This is a genomic window from Enterobacter sp. HMSC16D10, from assembly GCF_001807145.1.
GTDB lineage: Bacteria > Pseudomonadota > Gammaproteobacteria > Enterobacterales > Enterobacteriaceae > Enterobacter > Enterobacter roggenkampii.
Map to the genome: position 1 here is coordinate 214,509 of NZ_KV787878.1, position 20,258 is coordinate 234,766.

The window sequence follows — 20,258 nt, forward strand, 5'->3', positions numbered from 1 at the left end:
GCGCAGAGAAAAAGATGGATATTAAACAGTTAAAATATTTAATCGCGCTCGACGAGACCCGCCATTTTGGCAAGGCGGCCTCGCAGTGCAACATCACTCAGCCGACCCTTTCCATGCGCATCCGCAGCCTGGAAGAGGAGCTCGGGCTGGTACTGATTGTGCGCGGGCAGCGCTTTGAAGGGTTTACGCCGGAGGGTGAACGCATCCTCGCGTGGGCCCGCGCGCTGCTGGCTGCACATGACGGGCTACAGGCAGAAGCCGCGCTGTGCAAAGGTCAGGTGGTGGGCGAACTCCGTCTGGGGATGGTGCCGCTGGCGAGCGTGGATCCGATGATCTTTATCCGTCTGCTGACGGAAAAATACCCGGAGCTGACCTACAGCCTCTATTCCATGTCTTCCGCGCAGATTGCCGACGGCGTCAGCCGCAATCAGCTTGAGCTGGGGATTTGCTATCTCAACAGCATCGATACCAGCCTGTTCGATATTATCCAGCTTCCCAAAACGAAGATGGGCCTGCTGCACGACGTCCGCCATTTCCAGCTCGGCCAGGAGACATTGACCTGGCGCGATCTGACGGATTTTCCTCTGGGGTTCCTGACCAAAGGGATGCATTATCGGGCGCATATGGAGGCCAGCTTTAAGTCTGCTGGCATTGAACCGAGGTCCGTTTTCGAGAGCGACTCCACGTTCCAGATCATCCAGGCGGTTCAGAGCGGCGTGTGCTGTGCCGTGATGCCGCTGAACAACGGGCTGGAAGAGTTGAACAGCCATTTCAGGATTGTCCCCATCGCCGACGCGGATATCGAGGCCCCTGTCGGCCTGATTATGCGCAGGCAAAAACCCGTCTCCTCGCTGGCGCTGCGCTGTTTTACCGACGCGCAGGAGATCTATCACGCCAGCAATGAGGCGTAGGCCTGACGCGTCACCACGCTAAAACCGCGGATCAGCACCGCGTCGCAAACGGCCCGGTGCTCCGGCGAACTCACCAGCGCGTGGAGCGCATCGCGAAGGGCGTTCAGGGTCTCAGGCGAGGTGCGGGGCGAGGTAATGAGCGGCAGCCCCGGCGTCAGCGGGGTACGGTCAATGACCGCCAGACCCGTCAGGCTTTCCGGTTCGTGACGCTGCAGCAGTGCCCAGGTGACACAGTCGATGGCCGCGATATCCCCTGCCCCGCGTTTGACATCAATCAGCGACTGGCGATGGCTGCCGCTGAAGGACGTTTGCGCGAAAAACGGCTCCTGAGCCACCAGAGGCGCCACTTTTTTTCGCAGCGCATTGTAGCCGGACTGCGAGTCCGCAGAGTTACAGACCGCCCGTCGGCCGCGAAAATCCGCCAGCGTGAGGTGGCGATCCTCCTCGCGCACCACCAGAACGCTGCGGTAGTGGAACCCTTTGCAGCCCGGGGCCGCGTAGTGAAAACAGCCGACGACCTGCACGTCCGAAAGCTGCGTGACCAGCGGATAACCGCAGGCCTGGCTGAGGATAAGCCCAGGCTGTCGCCAGTGGGTGAGCAGATCGGACTCCGGCCCGTCGGGGACATCTTCGACGGGCACACCGCGAGCGGCCAGCAGCCCCTTTACCGCCAGCCAGAGCGCGCGGGTGTCGGCGCGATCCACCGCATACATGGGAAACGCCAGCAGGTTACTCATATCCCTCCTCCTGTTGTTTTCCGGGGTGAACGGTGACGTCGACGGGCCTGGCCCAGAACTGGCGCAGCCATTCAACGTAGCCCCTGACGAGAAAACCGCGGTTTCGCTCCCGGTACGCCTCCCGGTTTTGCTGGTAGATCGCCTTCAGCCCGTACCACGGCACCCCCGGTAAATCATGGTGTACTGAATGGTAGTTGAGATTTAAAAACAGTATCCGCCAGAACAGCCCGGCCTCGTTAATGACGGAGCGCGCCAGCGGATCGTCCGCTGCGCGATGTTCGAGAAACGATCGCACCTTGGTCAGCGCCAGCGCCGGATAGCTGACCGCCAGCACAAACCAGACGGGTGAAAAACCGACGTGCGTCATCCAGGCGAAAAGCGCCGCCAGCAGCGTGATGTGAACCAGCCACATCGTCATCGCCCGCAGGTGAAAATGACGAAACGCCGCCCCGGCGCTGCCCAGCGTCTGGACGATATCCAGCAGCGGCGCCAGCAGAAGCCGCCCGGCAAAGGTATTTCGGGCCCGGATCAGGCGCTTCTGCCAGGGGGAAAAGCGCGCCCAGCTCGCCTCGGTAAAATAATACGACTCCGGGTCATCCACCGGATGGGTCAGGCTATCGTACCGATGGTGGGCCAGATGGGAATCCCGGTAGAGGCCATACGGATACCAGACCGCCAGCGGGAGCGTGCCGAACAGCTGGTTAAGCCAGGCAAAACGGGTGGGATGCCCGTGGATAAGCTCATGCTGCAGGGACATATACCAGGCGGTAAACCCGATCAGCAGCAGCGTGGCGGGCAGCAGGCCGAGCGTTTGCCAGAACGCCAGCGTGGCAAACCAGCCCGCATAAATCGTGAACATTAACAGCCAGGTGGGCAGTTCGCTTCGCCATAAGAAACTCGACGCGAGGCGGTGAATTTGATTGCGTTGTTGCGGATGTAAATAGAGGGAGCTTCGTTTACCCATTCCTTCAGACGCCGTTTCGCCAGAGACAGAGCCCTGACGATCGGGGATTACGCCTGAAATCACAAACAACTTAAATCGCTTTGCTTTGCCAGAAACGTGAAGTGCGGGCACGCTTGACTTATTCTGTATTAAATGTACTTTTCAGGACATGAAGAAGATCCTGATTATCGTTCCCGACGGCGGCATGCTGTTTGAAGCCGCCGGTATCGCCGACATTCTGATGCAGGCCAACCGGCTGCATCCGGAAGGGCTTGCGCATCCCCGCTACCGGATTATCATCGCCACCACGCAGCCTCACCAGGTGATCCACGGCCAGTCCGGCCTGAACCTGCTGGCGGACTATCGTCTGCCGGAGCTGGATCCGCGCGAACCGCTGGACACGATTATCATCACCGGACGCGGTATGAACGAGCAGGAGAGCATAGCCGTTGTGGACTGGCTGCACCTCGCAGCGCCGCACGCCCGGCGGGTAGCCTCTATCTGCGGCGGCGCGATGCTGTTGGCCCAGACCGGCTTGCTGGACGGTCGGCGCGCCACCACCCACTGGCGGCTGCTGGAGACCCTGCAAGCCCAGTACCCGTCAATCCAGGTCGAAGGCGGCCCGCTGTACATTCAGGATGGCCCCATCTGGACCTCCGGCGGCGTGAGTTCCGGATTCGACCTGACCCTGGCGCTGGTGGAGGACGACTACGGATTTACCCTCGCCCGCGACGTGGCGCAGGATATGGTGATGTACCTGCGACGTCCCGGCGGACAGCTGCAGTTCAGCCGCTACAGCCTGCAGCAGCCGGGCACCGCAGGGCCGATAGGCGAAGTGCAAAGCTGGATCCTGCAGAACCTCACCGCCGATCTGTGCGTGGAGAACCTGGCCGAGAAAGCGGCGATGAGCCCGCGTAACTTCACCCGCGTGTTTACCCGCGAGGCCGGGGTCTCGCCTGCCCGCTACGTGACCGAAGCGCGACTGGCCGCCGCCCGCCAGCTGCTTGAGCAAACCCGCGATCCCCTTGAGCGCGTTGCGGAGCAAAGCGGATTTGGCACCAGCATTAATTTACGCCGCATCTTTGAGAAACAGCTTCACCTCACGCCCGGCGAATACCGCCAGCGCTTTCACTGCCGCAAGATGGCGTAATCTGATCCTTTTTTGTCATTTACGCCAGCCGGCCCGACGCCTACAGTGACTCCAGACAACAGAGATAAGGAGTGCACCATGGTTAAGGTCGGTATTAACGGTTTCGGCCGTATCGGACGTAATGTCCTGCGCGCGGCGCTGGGCAACCCGGATCTGCAGATTGTGGCGATTAACGATCTGACGGACAGTAAAACCCTCGCCCATCTGCTGAAGCACGATTCCCTTCTGGGCAAACTGCCCGCGCCCGTTGAAGCGGGTGACAGTGCGTTGCAGGTAGACGGCCAGCGGATCGTGGTTTTTAGCGAACGCGACCCGGCGAATATCCCATGGCATGATGCCGGGGTAGACGTGGTGATTGAGGCCACCGGCTTCTTTACCGAGCGGGAGAAAGCGGCGGTGCATATCACCCACGGCGGCGCTAAGCGCGTCATCATTTCCGCCCCCGGGAAGAACGACGACCTGACGATTGTGATGGGCGTCAACCATGACCAGTACGATCCCGCCCGGCACGCGGTGGTGAGCAACGGGAGCTGCACCACGAACGGTCTGGCACCGGCCGCTCAGGTGCTGCATCAGCAGTTCGGAATTGAGCATGGCCTGATGAACACGACGCACGCCTACACCAACAGCCAGGCGCTGCACGATCAGCCAGAGAAAGATCTGCGCGGCGCCCGCGCGGCGGCGCTGTCGATTGTGCCCTACTCCAGCGGCGCGGCGAAAGCGCTGGGGAAAGTGATCCCCTCCCTGGACGGCAAGCTGACCGGGTACTCCCTGCGCGTGCCGGTGCCGGTGGTGTCGATTGTCGATTTAACCGTGACGCTGAGCCGCAATGTGACCGCCGAAGAGGTGAATGACGCGTTCCGCAACGCGGCCGCCAGCGGCCCCCTGAAAGGCATTCTGGGCTATAGCGATGAACCGCTGGTCTCCAGCGATTACCAGGGTGACCCGCGCTCCTCGATTATCGACGGGCTTTCCACGCTGGTGATTGGCGGGAATATGGTGAAGATCCTGGCGTGGTATGACAACGAATGGGGCTTCTCTAACCGCCTGGTGGATCTGGCGGTATTGATGGATAAGAAAGGGCTGTAAACCTGAGGCCGGGTGGCACGAACGCTCACCCGGCTAAAAAATTACTCCGCTTTCACTTTCACACCCATAAACACAATCACCATCGCCGTCACCAGCAGCAAACCGCTGCCCGCGAACACGCCGCTGGCACCGTTAAGATCAAATACCGCCCCACCTCCGGCCGCACCGGCGCTTATCGCCAGCTGGATTGAGGCCACCAGCAGCCCCCCTGCACTTTCGGCTTCATCCGGAACGGTGGTCGCAAGCCAGGTTGACCAGCCCACCGGAACCAGACCAAATGCAAAGCCCCACAGCGCGACCAGCAGCCCGTCCAGCATGGCCAGATGACCAAAGGCGACCATCATGAGCGCGAGAACGCCCATCGCAAACGGCACCAGCGCCAGCGTCAGGCGCAGATTGCGTGCCAGCAGATGCCCGGCCACGGAGGTGCCCACAAAGTTGGCGATACCAAAGCCCAGCAGGATCAATGAAATGGTTTCCACGCTCGCCTGTCCTACCGTCTCCAGGAACGGACGCAGGTAGGTAAAGAAAGCGAAATGGCCGCTGAAGATCAGGATGGTCGCCAGCATGCCGCCGATCATCCCCGGACGGCGCAGCACGCGGAACAGCGTACTCAGGCTACCGCTGCTCTCCGGCTTCATGGACGGAAGCACCCACAGCTGCCACAGCAGCGCCAGCATGCTCGGCAGAATGCAGAGCACAACGACGTTGCGCCAGCCGATCAGGCTGCCCAGATAGCTGCCCAGCGGCGCCGCGACTACCGTGGCAATCGACACGCTGGAGAAGATCACCGCCAGCGCTTTCGGCACTTTATCTGCCGGAACCAGACGCATCGTCGTGGCCGTCGACATGGCCCAGAATCCCCCGATCGCTATCCCCAGAAGCAGGCGCCCCATTAGCAGGACGTGCAGATTGGGCGCAAAGGCCACCAGCAGGCTGGAGATAATTTGCAGCACCGAGAAAAACATCAGTACCCAGCGGCGGTCGATACTCTTGGTTGCCGGGGTGATCAACAACCCGGTGACCAGCGCCACCAGCGCGGTGGCGGTGACAGCCTGTCCGGCCATCCCCTCGGTCACGCCCAGGCTCGCGGCCATGGGTGTTAACAAGCTGGCGGGCAGAAATTCTGCCGTAATCAAACCAAATACCCCCAGCCCCAGTGAATAGACGGCCCGCCAGGCGGGTTTTGCAGGCGCTACCGCCTCGCTCGCCGCGACACATGAACTCATCTGTTGATCTCCCGTTATAAAAATGTGACTACTGTCGCAAAAGAATAGAAGGTTCACCCTGGACGATCTATGACATATAATCTCCACTTATTGATTATTCGTCCGGAGTTGCGCCATGACCGTACAGTCACCCGATTTGATCAGCGAACTTTTACGGGGCATGCGCCTGTCAGGCGTGAAATACCGGCGGATTGAAGCCAGCGCGCCCTTTGGCGTCGCGTTTCATCAGGCTCCCGGCCGGGCACAGTTCCATTTTGTGAGCCACGGTAGCGCCCTGCTGCGCATGGAGAGCGGCGCAACGTTCGAACTGAGCGGTGGCGACGCCCTCTTTATTCCCGGCGGGAATTCCCACGCTTTGCTCTCTGACGAGCAGGCCACCCTTACCCCGGTCAACGCCTTCCCGAGCGAGCCTATCTGCAGCTCGGTCTGCGCCATTACCTGCGAGCCCTGCCCGGAGAGCGAGAACACCCTCATTTTTAGCGGGTGCATGGATTTTGAGCTGGGCGGGATGCAGCCGCTGATCAAGGCGATGCCGGAAGTGATGATGGTTAGCCGGCTGATGTCCACCTGGCCGGAAATTCATCCGCTGCTGGCGGCGATGGAGCGGGAATCCGCGGCGCGTCAGGCCGGGTATGCCGGGATCCTTGCGCGGCTGGCCGACGTGGTGGCGGCGTTAATTGTGCGGGGCTGGGTTGAAGGCGGCTGTGGCAAAGCCACCGGCTGGGTGCAGGTGCTGCGCGACCCGCGCCTGAGCCGGGCCATTTACGCCATGCACCAGCAGCCAGGCCTGAACTGGAGCGTGGCGGATCTGGCAAAAGAAGCAGGCACGTCCCGCTCCGTTTTCGCGGAACGGTTTCTCGCGGCGACGGGAACTACCCCGGCAAAATATCTCAGCGAGCTGAGAATGCGGCTGGCCATTCAGTACATTCGCCATGAAAACCAGCCCATTGAAACCGTCGCGCTGCGGCTGGGATACGGCTCTCTGGCGGCATTTAGCCGGGCGTTTAAGCGCATCATTGGCCATGCGCCGGGCACGCTGCGGGAAGCCAGCCAGACCGCGGAAGAGGTCTGAAAGCGCGGCAATATTTAACGCGAAGCGGGCAATATTCGTCTAAGGTTTTCAGGTGATTGACAACAGCGGTCACGCTGTTTAGTGAAGACAGGAGACGAACTGATGATAAGACCTCGTACACTACGCCCCGCGTTTTTGCCCCTTGCGTTAGGCGGCGCGCTGCTCGGCGTAACGACACTGGGCTATGCCGACGATAACCCCGCAACCCAGACAACCTCACCCGATATTTTACTTGGCCCTCTGTTTAACGATGTGCAGAGCGCCAAACTGTTTCCCGATCAGAAAACCTTTGCGGATGCCGTCCCCAAAAGCGACCCGCTGATGATTCTGGCGGACTACCGGATGCAGCATACGCAGTCCAGCTTTGACTTACGCCACTTTGTCGAGATGAACTTTACGCTCCCTGCGGAAGGGGAAAAATATGTTCCGCCTGCTGGACAAAGTTTACGTGAGCACATTGACGATCTCTGGCCCGTACTGACGCGCACTACCGATAAAGCCAGCAACAAATGGGATTCCCTTCTGCCGCTACCGAAGCCCTACGTTGTGCCCGGCGGTCGTTTCCGCGAGGTCTACTACTGGGACAGCTATTTCACCATGCTGGGCCTGGCTGAGAGCGATCATTGGGACAAAATCAGCGACATGGTGTATAACTTTGCGTATGAGATCGACACCTTCGGCCACATTCCCAACGGCAACCGCAGCTATTACCTGAGCCGCTCCCAGCCGCCGTTTTTCTCACTGATGGTTGAACTGCTGGCGACCCATGACAGCGACGCGCTGAAGAAATATCGTCCGCAGATGGAGAAAGAGTATGCCTACTGGATGGACGGCGTCGATGCTCTGCAGCCGGGCCAGGCCAACAAACGCGTGGTGAAGCTGGATGACGGCGCTGTCCTCAACCGCTACTGGGACGACCGCGATACGCCGCGCCCGGAGTCCTGGCTTGACGATGTGAATACCGCGAAAAGTAACCCTAACCGACCGGCAACCGAGATCTACCGCGATTTGCGTTCCGCCGCGGCCTCGGGATGGGACTTTAGCTCCCGCTGGATGGACGATCCGCAAAAACTTGGCACCATCCGGACCACCAGCATTGTGCCCGTGGACCTGAACGCCCTGATGTTCAAGATGGAAAAACTGCTGGCCCGGGCAAGCCAGGAGAGCGGCGATGCCGCCAGCGCAAGCAAGTATGAGACGCTGGCCACCGCGCGCCAGAAAGCCATCGAGAGCCACCTGTGGAATGATAAAGAGGGCTGGTACGCCGATTACGACCTGAAGAGCAAGAAGGTACGCAATCAGCTCACGGCGGCGGCCCTGTTCCCGCTTTACGTCAAGGCGGCGGCGCAGGATCGTGCCGAAAAAGTCGCCGCGGCAACCTCCTCTCGTCTGTTGAAGCCGGGCGGGATAGCGACCACCACCGTCAACAGCGGCCAGCAGTGGGATGCGCCAAACGGCTGGGCTCCGCTGCAATGGGTGGCCGCGGAAGGGTTGCAGAATTACGGGCAAGAGAAGGTCTCAATGGATGTGACCTGGCGCTTCCTGAAAAACGTTCAGCATACCTATGACCGGGAAAAGAAACTGGTCGAGAAGTATGACGTGTCGACCACCGGTACGGGCGGCGGCGGCGGTGAGTATCCGCTGCAGGACGGCTTCGGCTGGAGCAACGGCGTGACGCTGAAGATGCTGGACCGGGTCTGCCCGAAAGAGAAACCGTGCGACAGCGTGCCGGAGAATCGGCCTGCGGCGAATGATGAGGTGGCGCCGGTGAAAGCCTCGGCGCAGTAAGCGAGTATTGCCGGGTGGCGGCTACGCCTTACCCGGCCTACTTTTTGCCCTCACAGGGCCTTGTTCAGAAACTGTAACTTGCCCCTAGCTGATACGTTCTGTCGCGCCCAATCCAGCAGTTGGTCGCGTCGTAGCAGGTCAGCGTCTCTTTGTTGGTGATATTCTGCGCGCTGGCTTTAAGCGTTAGCCCTGCCAGCGAAGGCAGGATTTCACCCATTCGATAGGATACCGACAAATCGTACTGGGTGGTACCGCCCAGCTTACCCGCATCGTTAGCGGGTGAGATTTCCATCGGGCCGGTGTAGCGTGCGCCCGCGCCCAGCATCAGCCCTTTCAGCGGTGTGTTTTCAAAGGTGTAATCCCCCCAAAGGTTGAAGGCATTCTCCGGCACCTGCGTTGGACGTTTACCTTTGTACTTGTCATCTTCCGTGTTGATCGCGTGGGTGTAGGCGTAGTTGGCAATCAGCGTCAGGTTGTCCGTCGGGCGGCTGATGGCAGACAGTTCCGCCCCTTTGGATTCCACTTCCCCGGTCTGACGATAGTTCAGGAAGCCCGGATCGGAGGTAACGACATTTTTCTGGCGGATGTTAAACACCGAGGCGGTAAAGGTGGTGGCGTAATCCGCCAGCAGATATTTTACCCCACCTTCCACCTGCTTGCTGGTGGTCGGTTTGACGTCTTTCGCCACGAGCGTGCCCTGCGGCGACACCGGCGCAAAACCTTCGGAATAGCTGATAAACGGCGAAATCCCGTTATCAAAGGCGTAAAGCGCGCCCAGGCGTTTGGTGACGCGATCCTGCGATACCCAGGCCTTGTCACCGTTTTGCAGATAATTGGTGGTGACGGAGCGATAATCATCGTAACGCAGGCTGGCCAGCAGATTTAAGCCGCCAAACTCCACCTGATCCTGCAGGTAATAGCCGTTCTGCTGATAGCTCAGACGGTTTTTCTGAGCGGTATACAGCCCTAATGCGCTTTCGCTGATTTGCGAATAGTCAGGATTGCGCATATCCATGCCCGGCGTGGTCGACGCGTAACGGTAGTGGAAATGGGAGTTCAGCTTCTGATAGTCAAACCCGGCCAGCAGATGGTGTTGCCAGTCGCCCAGCGCCACGGTTTTAGTGACCTGGTTATCGATGTTGAAGCTCTGCAGATCTTCATCGGTGGTGTAGGCAAAACGGTTGAGCTGATAAACCTCGCTTCCCGTTCCCGTTGCATAGACGCTGCGCTGATGCGTGTCGACGTCGAAATAGCGCGCCTTCTGGTTAAAGCCCCAGCCGCTGTCGAACTCATGTTCAAAGCTGTAGCCCAGCATCCACTGACGCTGCTTAAACCCGCTCAACTCATCACCGGCGTAATCGCGCTTGCCCGCGTATGTCGAGCGCAGGTAGGCGATCGGAAGCGGGTTAGACGGCGTCAGGCTCGGGGAGTTCTGCGCCAGCGCATCCAGGGTGAGGCGGGTTTTGCTGTCGGGCTGCCAGGTGACGGACGGGGCAACCAGGTAGTTTTCATACCGGGTGGTGTGCGGCTGATCGTCATTTTCCGTCGCTTTACCCAGCAGGCGGTAGTTCCAGTCGCTGTTGGCAATCTGCCCGGTTGAGTCGAGATAGCCCTCTTTCAGGTTGCGGTTGCCGGTGTTAAAACCAAATTCGGTTCGCGCTTCCCGCTGCGGCTTTTTACTCTGGATATTCACCAGCCCGCCCGGCGAGCCGCCGCCGTAGAGAACCGATGAGGGGCCTTTCAGGATATCAACGCTGTCAATCAACAGCGGATCGATGCGCGCTTTGGTATTGCCGGTGACGTTATAGGGTAACTGCAGCCCGTTGTAGAACTCCTGGTCGACGGTAAAGCCACGAATTTTATATTCGCTCATGTAGGAGGTATTTCCCCGCACTTCGGTTGAAACGCCCGGCGCATAGCGGAGGATTTCATTCACGGAATTCGCATGGCGCTTGTCAATTTCCGGCGCAGAGAGGGTCGTGATGACCTGCGGCGTTTTACTTTCAGCTACGGCCGATTTCGTGGCGCTGTTCGTCCAGGCCGGCAGCGCGCTGCCCTGCTCTGCGCCCGTGACGACGATAGTGGATTCTTCGGCGAATGCCGGAGCGTGCAGTGCGAGCGTGATGGCGCCTGCCAGGGCGCAAAGCGTAAAACGAGAGGGAGTCATAATGTCGTCTTGTTGTTAGATGCAATACGGAACGACAATTATTATCATTTACATTAACAAATCAATACTCAGGTAAAAAAACGGCCCTCCGCAGAGAGCCGTTTACGTTATCTTATGCTCGTCGCAGTAACCTGAATATGCCCAGCACCACAATGGCGCCCACGACAGCGACCAGAAAACTGTGCAGGTCAAAACCACTTATGTTGCCTCCGAAGCCAAACATCGTCGCCAGCCAGCCGCCCACAACCGCACCAACGACCCCGAGTACGCAGGTCAAAATAAAGCCGCCGCCATCGTTTCCCGGCATGATCAATTTCGCGATAGCGCCAGCAATAAGACCAAAGATAATCCAGGCGATGATACCCATAGCGATGCCCTCTTGCAGGTTTAACGCATGTGCAGAAAACCTTCTGCACAGCTAACTTAAGTATAGGTCATCGCCGGAAAATCATTTTCTTGTCACCGACTTATCTTTGCCTGAACAGGCAAAAAAAACTCACCGGTTTGTATTAAGTTTCATTGCAGATTGCCGATAACGCTAAGACAGTCTGTCATCTATCAAGGAGCCATCCGGCGTGAGTCATTACAGTGAGCAGTTCCTCAAGCAAAATCCGCTGGCTGTATTAGGGGTATTACGCGACCTGCAAAAAGGTGAAGTGCCGCTGCGCATCAGCTGGTCGAATAATCAGTTCATTAGTAAGATCCTTGACGCCTCGCAGGAGCGACTGGTGATTGATTTAGGCAGTCAGGAGTATGAAAACCGCGCGGCGCTGAAGGCGGAGAATATCGCGGTGATGGCCGAAACGCAGGGCGCCAAAGTGGAGTTTGTCCTGTCGCGACTGGAACTGAGCGAATACCAGGGGCTGCCGGCCTTTGTGACCCCGCTTCCCACTAATCTTTGGTTTGTCCAGCGCCGTGAATATTTCCGCATCAGCGCCCCGCTTCACCCTGCCTACTTCTGCAAGGCCAAAATGCCGGACAAAAAAGAGATTCGCTTCCGTCTCTTCGATCTGTCGCTGGGCGGTATGGGCGCGCTGATGGATACGCCGAAGCCTGACGGACTGGTAGAGGGCATGCGGTTCACGCAAATCGAGCTGGATATGGGGGGCTGGGGGCGTTTTTATTTCGATGCACAGCTGATTGCCATCAGCGAACGCACCGTCGTGGACAGCAAAAATGAAACGATCACCACGCCGCGTCTGAGCTTCCGTTTCCTCAACGTCGGACCTGGCGCTGAGCGCGAACTGCAGCGCATTATCTACTCCCTGGAGCGGGAGGCGCGCGAACGCGCAAATAAAGTTCTGTAAAAAACATCGGGCAGCGTGACCGCCGCCCGTCTGCGGCATTACATGGCATCCATCGCTTTCTGCACTTTCCAGATATAACGAGGCGCCTGTGGTGCCGGGTGATTTTTCACCACATGCTCAAAGAATTCGTCTTTGTCCATGCCGTTAATCTCTTCTATCGCCTCTTTGCGGTCAGAGGAGAAGGTTCTCAGCAACGCGCCGGCGCCGTTAACGTAAGACACCACCAGCGCGTACTGCATGACCTCCGGATCCTGAATCCCCTTCAGCACGCCATGCTCCATGATGCTCAGATAGGCCGTGCCCATTGAAATGTTGCGCTCCGGGTTCTTCAGCTCGCTGGTCGACGGCTGGCCGCTCCAGCCCATGTAGCGGTATACCTCTCTCCCCGCCGTTGACGCTTTAAGCTGCATCAGCCCCACCGCGTTCGACTTGCTGACAAGCGTGGGGTTACCGCCGGATTCCACCGCAATGATCGCCGTGATGAGGCGCGGACTGACGCCCCAGGCTTTCCCGGCTTGTTCACTGATCGGCATCCACTGCATCGCCCGCTTCACCGGCACTTCCGGGTTCCAGGGCGGGTTTTGATAATCATGTTTTGAACTACAGCCAGCGAGCAACACAATCAAAAAAGCAAACCATCTCAATTTCACGTCATCTATCCTTATAGCCGGTCATCGCGGTGCGCCGCCCCTTGAAGCAGGCGGCGTATACGCGGCATGATATAGACAATTAGTTTCTCATTCAGCAAGGAATTGCCATGTCTCAGATTCATCTCATCGCGCCGTCGGGCTACTGCATTAACCAGGACGCGGCGCAGCGGGGCGTTCAGCGTTTGCTGGAATCGGGCCACCAGGTAGAAAATCAGACGATTATCCCCCGCCGCCAGCAGCGTTTTGCCGGTACCGAAGCGCAGCGGCTGAATGATATCAACAGCCTGGTGAACCTGAAGGGTGAAAACCGGATAGTGCTGGCGGTGCGCGGCGGATATGGCGCGAGCCGGCTGCTGGAGAGCATTGACTGGCAGGGCCTGGCGGAGCGTCAGCAGCAGGATCCGCTGCTGATATGCGGCCACAGCGATTTCACCGTCATCCAGCTTGGGCTGCTGGCGCTGCATAACGTCATCACCTTCAGCGGCCCGATGCTGGCCGGTAACTTCGGCGCGCCGGAGCTGGAAGCGTTCACCGTGGAACATTTCTGGCGCGCGCTGCGTAATCCCACCTACAGCGTGGAGTGGCAGGGGAATGGACCGCACTGGGAATGCGAAGGTCAGCTCTGGGGCGGCAACCTGGCGATGCTGGTTTCGCTCATCGGTACGCCGTGGATGCCGCAAATCGAGGACGGCATTCTGGTGCTGGAAGATATCAACGAACATCCGTTCCGCGTCGAACGCATGCTGTTGCAGCTCTATTATGCCGGTGTTCTTGAGCGCCAGTCCGCGATTGTGCTGGGCAGCTTCAGCGGCGCTGCCCCGAATGACTATGACGCGGGTTACTCCCTGGAAACCATGGTTGAGTTCATTCGCTCGCGGCTGGATATTCCGGTGATCGCCGGTCTGGACTTCGGTCATGAGCAGCGCACCGTGACCCTGGCGCTGGGGGCGCACGCCTCCCTGCTCCATAATGATTCCGGCTCCCGGCTGACCATCAGCGGCCATCCTGTCATAAAGGCATAAAAAAGCCGTTATACCCCCTTAATAAAACGCTGTTGCCGTCGTTAATATGTTAGGGTTTTAGTAACAGCGTTAACATTGAGGTGGGAGTAAGAGAACATTGGATGCCGCAGCGATAATCAGCCTTTTCATTCTGGGTTCGGTCCTTGTAACCAGCAGTATTTTATTAAGTTCATTTTCATCGCGTCTCGGCATACCTATTCTTGTTATTTTCCTCGCCATCGGCATGCTGGCCGGCATTGATGGCATTGGCGGTATCCCATTCGATAACTACCCTTTCGCCTACATGGTGAGTAACCTGGCGCTGGCGGTGATCCTGCTGGACGGCGGCATGCGCACCCAGGCGAGCTCCTTCCGCGTGGCCTTAGGGCCTGCGCTGTCGCTCGCCACGGTTGGCGTGTTGATTACCTCCGGTCTGACCGGGATGATGGCCGCGTGGCTTTTCCATCTCAATATCATGGAAGGGTTGCTGATAGGCGCCATCGTGGGCTCAACCGATGCGGCTGCGGTGTTTTCCCTGCTCGGCGGAAAAGGGCTTAACGAACGCGTTGGCTCCACGCTTGAGATTGAATCCGGCAGCAACGACCCGATGGCGGTGTTTCTCACCATCACGCTGATTGAGATGATCCAGCAGCACGAGACGGGGCTCAGCTGGATGTTTGCGTGGCATATCCTGCAGCAGTTCGGGCTGGGGATTGTTATTGGCCTGGCGGGGGGATACCTCTTACAGCAGATGATCAACCGCATCTCGCTGCCCTCGGGGCTTTACCCGCTGCTGGCCTTGAGCGGCGGCATTCTCATTTTTGCCGTTACCACGGCGCTGGACGGCAGCGGCATTCTCGCCGTCTACCTCTGCGGGTTCCTGATGGGCAACCGCCCTATTCGCAACCGCCATGCCATTTTGCAGAACTTCGACGGCCTGGCATGGCTGGCGCAGATCGGCATGTTCCTGGTGCTCGGTCTTCTGGTTACCCCATCGGACCTGCTGCCCATCGCCGTTCCGGCGCTGCTGTTGTCTGCGTGGATGATCTTCTTCGCCCGTCCGCTGTCGGTATTTGCTGGCCTGCTGCCGTTTCGCGGCTTCAACCTGCGCGAGCGCGTCTTTATCAGCTGGGTGGGTCTGCGCGGCGCGGTTCCGATTATTCTTGCGGTCTTTCCGATGATGGCCGGTCTGGATAACGCCCGGCTGTTCTTTAACGTGGCCTTCTTCGTGGTGCTGATTTCGCTGCTGTTCCAGGGAACGTCCCTCGGGTGGGCGGCAAAAAAAGCCAAAGTGGTGGTACCTCCCGTGGGCTGGCCGGTGTCGCGGGTGGGGCTCGACATTCATCCGGAAAACCCGTGGGAGCAGTTCGTCTACCAGCTGAGCGCCGACAAATGGTGCGTGGGCGCTTCGCTGCGCGATTTGCACATGCCGGCCGAAACGCGCATTGCCGCCCTGTTCCGCGACAATGTCCTGTTGCACCCTACCGGCAGCACCCGCCTGCGCGAAGGGGATATTCTCTGCGTGATTGGCCGCGAGCGTGACCTGCCCGCGCTGGGCAAGCTGTTCAGCCAGTCGCCGCCGGTGGCGCTGGACCAGCGTTTCTTCGGCGATTTTATTCTGGAAGCCAGCGCCAGGTTTGCCGATGTGGCGCTGATTTACGGCCTGGATGAAGGTGCTGAAGACGGAGATAGCCAGCAAACGCTGGGCGAAATCATCCAGCAGCGGCTTGGCGCTGCCCCGGTCGTGGGCGATCAGGTAGAGTTTGCCGGGATGATCTGGACGGTAGCAGAGAAAGAAGATAACGCGGTAAGGAAAGTCGGTTTGAGGCCGATGGAAGAGGAAGCGGAGTAACGGTTTTTTTGCCGGGTGGCGGCTTCGCCTTACCCGGCCTACAAAACCCTCGAACGTAGGCCGGGTTAGCGTTAGCGCCACCCGGCGAACATACGTTACACCGTCACAACCGGCACCCTCGGTGCCAGGGCACACATCAGTTCATACCCTACCGTGCCCGCCGCGGCCGCCACGTCATCAATTTTGATTTCGTTACCCCACAGCTCGACCGGGGAACCGATACCCGCCTGCGGGCAGGGCGTCAGGTCAACGGCCAGCATATCCATTGATACGGTGCCTACCGTTCCCGTGCGGACTCCATCTACCCACACAGGCGTACCGGTCGGCGCAATGCGCGGGTAGCCGTCGGCATAGCCGCCCGCCACGATACCAATCCGCTGCTCGCCCTTTGCCCGATAGCGGCTACCGTAGCCCACCGTGTCGCCAGCTTTCAGGGTCTGCACGCCAATGATTTCGCTGCGCAGGGTCATAACCGGCTTCAGGCCGCTGTTGGCGATATCCTGCCACTGGCCCGAGGGCGACGCGCCGTACAGAACGATCCCCGGACGCACCCAGTTGTAATGCGCCTCGGGATGCCACAGCGTGGCCGCCGAGTTGGACAGCGAGCGCGGGCAGTCCAGCCCTTCTGCCGCCTGCTCAATGCGGACCATGGCATCGGCGATACCGTCCGGTTTTTCCGCGTCGGCAAAGTGCGCCATCAGCGTCATTTCACCCACGTTCTTCAGGGCGCGTAGCTGCTGCCAGACCGTATGCACCCGCTCAGGCTGGAAGCCCAGGCGGTTCATGCCGCTGTTGACCTTGAGATAGATATCCAGCGGCGCGTGGAGCTTCGCATCCTGAATCGCTTTGATCTGCCAGTTGCTATGAACGCTGGTGGTCAGCCGGTACTTATCCAGCAGCGGCAGATCGTCGGCGTGGAAGAAGCCCTCCAGCAGCAGTATGGGCCCTTTCCAGCCGCGCTCGCGCAGCAGAATGGCCTCTTCAAGATTGAGTAACGCAAAGCCATCGGTGGCGCTCAGCGCGCTCCAGATACGGTCAATGCCGTGGCCGTAGGCATTCGCTTTCACCACCGACCACACGCGGGCGCCAGGTGCTGCCCGACGAACAATCTGCAGGTTATCCTTCAGGGCCTGCAGGTTCAGCTGAGCGAGAACAGGACGGGACATGACAGCTCCTTAGTTATGCGCGCCGTGCAGGTGCTGTGGACGCGACGGCGTAAACCCCGATTGATAGCGCGCGACACTGAGATCGTCAAACGGAATGGCCGGCGTGCGTCCGGAAATCAGGTCGCTCAGCAGCTGTCCGGAGCCGCAGGCCATCGTCCAGCCAAGCGTACCGTGTCCGGTATTGGTCCACAGGTTTTTGAACGGCGTGCGCCCCACAATCGGCGTGCCGTCCGGCGTCATCGGACGCAGGCCGGTCCAGAAGGTCGCCTGCTCGACAAAACCACCGCGCGGGAAGAGGTCCCCCACCACCATCTCCAGCGTTTCACGACGCGGTTTCAGCAGTTCGGTGTTGAAGCCGACAATCTCCGCCATGCCGCCTACGCGGATGCGGTTATCGAAGCGGGTAATGGCGATTTTATAGGTTTCATCCAGAATGGTAGAAACCGGTGCGCCGCTCTCCTCTTTTACCGGAATGGTCAGCGAGTAGCCTTTTAGCGGGTAGACCGGAATATCGAGAATGCCCTTCAGCATCGCGGTGGAGTACGAACCAAACGCCATGACGTAGGCATCCGCTTTGATCACCTCTTCGCCACACTTCACGCCGTAAATTTTTTCCCCTTCCGACAGCAGCTTGTCGACAGAGGTGTTAAAGCGGAATTTCACCCCCGCCTGCTCGCACATCTGCGCCAGACGCTGCGTAAAGAGCTGGCAGTCGCCGGTTTCGTCATTCGGCAGGCGCAGGCCGCCCGTCAGCTTATGCGCCACTTCCGCCAGCGCAGGTTCAACCTGACCAAGCTGGCTGGCTTCCAGCAGCTGATACGGTACGCCAGCATCTTCCAGCACGGCGATATCGCGGGTGGCGTTTTCATACTGTTGTTCGGTGCGGAACAGTTGGAGCGTTCCGCCCTGACGGCCTTCGTACTCAATCCCGGTTGAGGCGCGCAGCGCTTTCAGGCAGTCGCGGCTGTATTCCGCCAGGCGCACCATGCGCCCTTTGTTCTCCATGTAGTGGCGGGTGTCGCAGTTGCGCAGCATCTGCCACATCCACTTCAGCTGGAACTGCGTGCCGTCAAGGCTGATGGCCAGCGGCGCGTGGCGCTGGAACATCCATTTAATCGCTTTCAGCGGAACGCCCGGTGCTGCCCACGGTGCCGCATAGCCCGGAGAGATTTGCCCGGCGTTCGCCGCGCTGGTTTCCAGCGCGGGGCCTGACTCACGATCGATAACGGTGACGTCATGTCCCGCCTGACTTAAATACCAGGCGCTGGTTACCCCAACGACACCACTTCCCAGTATGACAACACGCATAGCCACTCCATTATGTGCAAAAGAACAATCTTCTAATTACAGATTGATAACCTAGTTGAAAATATTATTCAACATATGACTTTTTTATGGTGACTTACCTCACACATCCCCCAGCATCAGGGGGTAGTGCTAATTTGGGATCTCCTGCTGCGCGTTATTTTTAACCAGCATAAAATGCTGAGAGACACCGTTTTTTTGCCGTATCAAAAACGCGAAATCGCAAAGAAAAAATTTCTGCCCCAGCACGCTTTTTAACACGTTGATCTATGCTTGAAAGGAGGCTCTCCAGACAGAGAGAGCACCCACAACGAGGGCGCGCTAATGGCTACTATTGATTCCCTGAACAAGGACAACACACGTCTGAGCGATGGACCCGACTGGACCTTCGAGCTGCTGGATGTTTACCTCGCCGAGATCGACCGGGTCGCAAAACTGTATCGCCTGGATACCTACCCCCATCAGATTGAAGTCATTACGTCCGAACAGATGATGGACGCCTACTCCAGCGTCGGGATGCCGATCAACTATCCGCACTGGTCGTTTGGTAAGAAATTTATTGAAACGGAGCGGCTGTATAAGCACGGCCAGCAGGGTCTGGCGTATGAAATCGTCATCAACTCCAATCCGTGTATCGCCTATTTAATGGAAGAGAACACCATTACCATGCAGGCGCTGGTGATGGCGCACGCCTGCTACGGGCATAACTCCTTTTTCAAGAATAACTATCTGTTCCGCAGCTGGACGGATGCCAGCTCCATCGTCGATTACCTGATCTTCGCCCGTAAATACATTACCGACTGCGAAGAACGCTACGGCGTGGACGAAGTGGAAAAACTGCTCGACTCCTGTCACGCGCTGATGAACTACGGCGTTGACCGCTACAAACGCCCGCAGAAAATCTCCCTGCAGGAGGAGAAGGCCCGACAGAAAAGCCGCGAAGAGTATCTGCAAAGCCAGGTGAACATGCTGTGGCGCACCCTGCCGAAGCGTGAGGAAGAAAAAACGATCGCCGAAGCGCGGCGTTATCCGTCCGAGCCACAGGAAAACCTGCTCTATTTTATGGAGAAGAACGCCCCGCTGCTGGAGCCGTGGCAGCGTGAGATCCTGCGCATCGTGCGGAAGGTGAGCCAGTATTTCTACCCGCAAAAACAGACGCAGGTGATGAACGAAGGCTGGGCGACCTTCTGGCACTACACCATCCTCAACCACCTGTACGACGAGGGGAAAGTCACCGAGCGGTTCATGATGGAGTTCCTCCACAGCCATACCAACGTGGTGTTCCAGCCGCCCTATAACAGCCCGTGGTACAGCGGGATTAACCCGTATGCCCTTGGCTTCGCCATGTTCCAGGACATTAAGCGTATCTGTCAGTCGCCGACGGAAGAAGACAAGTACTGGTTCCCGGATATCGCCGGATCTGACTGGCTGGAAACGCTGCACTTTGCGATGCGCGACTTTAAGGATGAGAGCTTCATCAGCCAGTTTATGTCGCCGAAGATCATGCGTGACTTCCGCTTCTTCACCGTGCTGGACGACGACCGCAACAACTATCTGGAGATCTCCGCAATCCACAACGAGGAGGGTTACCGTGAGATCCGCTCTCGCCTCTCTTCCCAGTACAACCTGAGCAATCTTGAACCCAACATTCAGGTGTGGAACGTGGATTTGCGCGGTGACCGCTCCCTGACGCTGCGCTATATCCCGCACAATCGCGCGCCGCTGGATAAAGGGCGTAAAGAGGTGCTGAAGCACGTGCATCGCCTGTGGGGCTTTGACGTGCAGCTGGAGCAGCAGAATGAAGACGGGAGCGTCGAGCTGCTTGAACGCTGCCCGGCGCGGTTGAATACGCTGTAGTTTTTTGCCGGGTGGCGGCTACGCCTTACCCGGC

Annotated in this window: 17 protein-coding genes; 9 read left to right on the top strand and 8 right to left on the bottom strand. The window is 58.7% G+C overall.

The features are described from left to right. Positions 1-14: 14 nt before the first annotated feature. Positions 15-911, top strand: a complete 897-nt coding sequence (locus HMPREF3143_RS11910; protein ID WP_023294033.1) for a LysR family transcriptional regulator — start codon at positions 15-17, stop codon at positions 909-911. Here the strand turns inward: HMPREF3143_RS11910 and HMPREF3143_RS11915 are convergent. Together HMPREF3143_RS11915 and HMPREF3143_RS11920 are read right to left on the bottom strand one after the other, a co-directional pair. Next, positions 890-1,648, bottom strand: coding sequence for a phosphate/phosphite/phosphonate ABC transporter substrate-binding protein (locus tag HMPREF3143_RS11915; protein WP_070533177.1), 759 nt, complete (start codon positions 1,646-1,648; stop codon positions 890-892). The genes HMPREF3143_RS11910 and HMPREF3143_RS11915 overlap by 22 nt on opposite strands. Continuing rightward, positions 1,641-2,612, bottom strand: a complete 972-nt coding sequence (locus HMPREF3143_RS11920; protein WP_045334984.1) for a fatty acid desaturase — start codon at positions 2,610-2,612, stop codon at positions 1,641-1,643. The genes HMPREF3143_RS11915 and HMPREF3143_RS11920 overlap by 8 nt, the downstream gene beginning before the upstream one ends. A 148-nt stretch (positions 2,613-2,760) precedes the next feature. On the opposite strand from HMPREF3143_RS11920, the gene HMPREF3143_RS11925 reads away from it, so the two are divergent. Both HMPREF3143_RS11925 and gap read left to right on the top strand, forming a co-directional pair. Then, a complete protein-coding gene (locus HMPREF3143_RS11925) occupies positions 2,761-3,741 on the top strand; it encodes a GlxA family transcriptional regulator (RefSeq protein WP_039024216.1) in 981 nt (326 codons plus the stop codon). A 78-nt stretch (positions 3,742-3,819) separates the two neighbouring features. Next, complete coding sequence (gap, locus tag HMPREF3143_RS11930; protein ID WP_070533179.1) at positions 3,820-4,830, top strand: type I glyceraldehyde-3-phosphate dehydrogenase; 1,011 nt, start codon at positions 3,820-3,822, stop codon at positions 4,828-4,830. Between the two features lie 41 nt (positions 4,831-4,871). On the opposite strand, the gene HMPREF3143_RS11935 is transcribed toward gap, so the two are convergent. After that, entirely contained in the window at positions 4,872-6,059 is a 1,188-nt protein-coding gene (locus HMPREF3143_RS11935) for an MFS transporter (protein ID WP_070533181.1), read from the bottom strand. 115 nt (positions 6,060-6,174) lie between these two features. Here HMPREF3143_RS11935 and HMPREF3143_RS11940 point away from each other — a divergent pair, with 115 nt between their 5' ends. Beyond that, positions 6,175-7,131 carry an AraC family transcriptional regulator gene (locus HMPREF3143_RS11940; RefSeq protein ID WP_008502659.1) on the top strand — a complete coding sequence of 319 codons (957 nt, stop codon included), beginning with the start codon at positions 6,175-6,177 and terminating at the stop codon, positions 7,129-7,131. A 102-nt stretch (positions 7,132-7,233) separates the two neighbouring features. After that, on the top strand, positions 7,234-8,919 hold the full coding sequence (locus HMPREF3143_RS11945) for an alpha,alpha-trehalase (RefSeq protein ID WP_070533183.1): 1,686 nt from the start codon (positions 7,234-7,236) through the stop codon (positions 8,917-8,919). A gap of 64 nt (positions 8,920-8,983) precedes the next feature. Here the strand turns inward: HMPREF3143_RS11945 and HMPREF3143_RS11950 are convergent, their stop codons facing one another. Then, positions 8,984-11,086: a TonB-dependent siderophore receptor gene (locus HMPREF3143_RS11950; protein ID WP_070533184.1), complete on the bottom strand. Its 2,103-nt coding sequence runs from the start codon at positions 11,084-11,086 to the stop codon at positions 8,984-8,986. Positions 11,087-11,198: 112 nt separating this feature from the next. Further along, positions 11,199-11,453, bottom strand: a complete 255-nt coding sequence (locus HMPREF3143_RS11955; RefSeq protein ID WP_008502662.1) for a GlsB/YeaQ/YmgE family stress response membrane protein — start codon at positions 11,451-11,453, stop codon at positions 11,199-11,201. 208 nt (positions 11,454-11,661) lie between these two features. Between HMPREF3143_RS11955 and HMPREF3143_RS11960 the strand changes: the two genes are divergently transcribed. Further along, on the top strand, positions 11,662-12,393 hold the full coding sequence (locus tag HMPREF3143_RS11960) for a flagellar brake protein YcgR (protein WP_008502663.1): 732 nt from the start codon (positions 11,662-11,664) through the stop codon (positions 12,391-12,393). A 38-nt stretch (positions 12,394-12,431) separates the two neighbouring features. Here HMPREF3143_RS11960 and emtA read toward each other — a convergent pair whose 3' ends face one another. Further along, the gene (gene emtA / locus HMPREF3143_RS11965) at positions 12,432-13,043 is read right to left on the bottom strand and encodes a membrane-bound lytic murein transglycosylase EmtA (protein ID WP_008502664.1); all 612 of its coding nucleotides are present in this window, start codon (positions 13,041-13,043) and stop codon (positions 12,432-12,434) included. 107 nt (positions 13,044-13,150) lie between these two features. On the opposite strand from emtA, the gene ldcA reads away from it, so the two are divergent. Continuing rightward, the gene (gene ldcA / locus HMPREF3143_RS11970; protein ID WP_070533186.1) at positions 13,151-14,065 is read left to right on the top strand and encodes a muramoyltetrapeptide carboxypeptidase; all 915 of its coding nucleotides are present in this window, start codon (positions 13,151-13,153) and stop codon (positions 14,063-14,065) included. 97 nt (positions 14,066-14,162) lie between these two features. Further along, entirely contained in the window at positions 14,163-15,896 is a 1,734-nt protein-coding gene (locus HMPREF3143_RS11975) for a potassium/proton antiporter (protein ID WP_032675016.1), read from the top strand. A gap of 95 nt (positions 15,897-15,991) precedes the next feature. Here the strand turns inward: HMPREF3143_RS11975 and dadX are convergent, their stop codons facing one another. Beyond that, a complete protein-coding gene (gene dadX / locus HMPREF3143_RS11980; protein WP_008500515.1) occupies positions 15,992-17,062 on the bottom strand; it encodes a catabolic alanine racemase DadX in 1,071 nt (356 codons plus the stop codon). A gap of 9 nt (positions 17,063-17,071) precedes the next feature. Further along, positions 17,072-18,370, bottom strand: coding sequence for a D-amino acid dehydrogenase (locus tag HMPREF3143_RS11985; protein WP_021240402.1), 1,299 nt, complete (start codon positions 18,368-18,370; stop codon positions 17,072-17,074). 321 nt (positions 18,371-18,691) lie between these two features. Here HMPREF3143_RS11985 and HMPREF3143_RS11995 point away from each other — a divergent pair, with 321 nt between their 5' ends. Beyond that, a complete protein-coding gene (locus HMPREF3143_RS11995; protein WP_023293929.1) occupies positions 18,692-20,224 on the top strand; it encodes a SpoVR family protein in 1,533 nt (510 codons plus the stop codon). Positions 20,225-20,258: the final 34 nt, after the last annotated feature.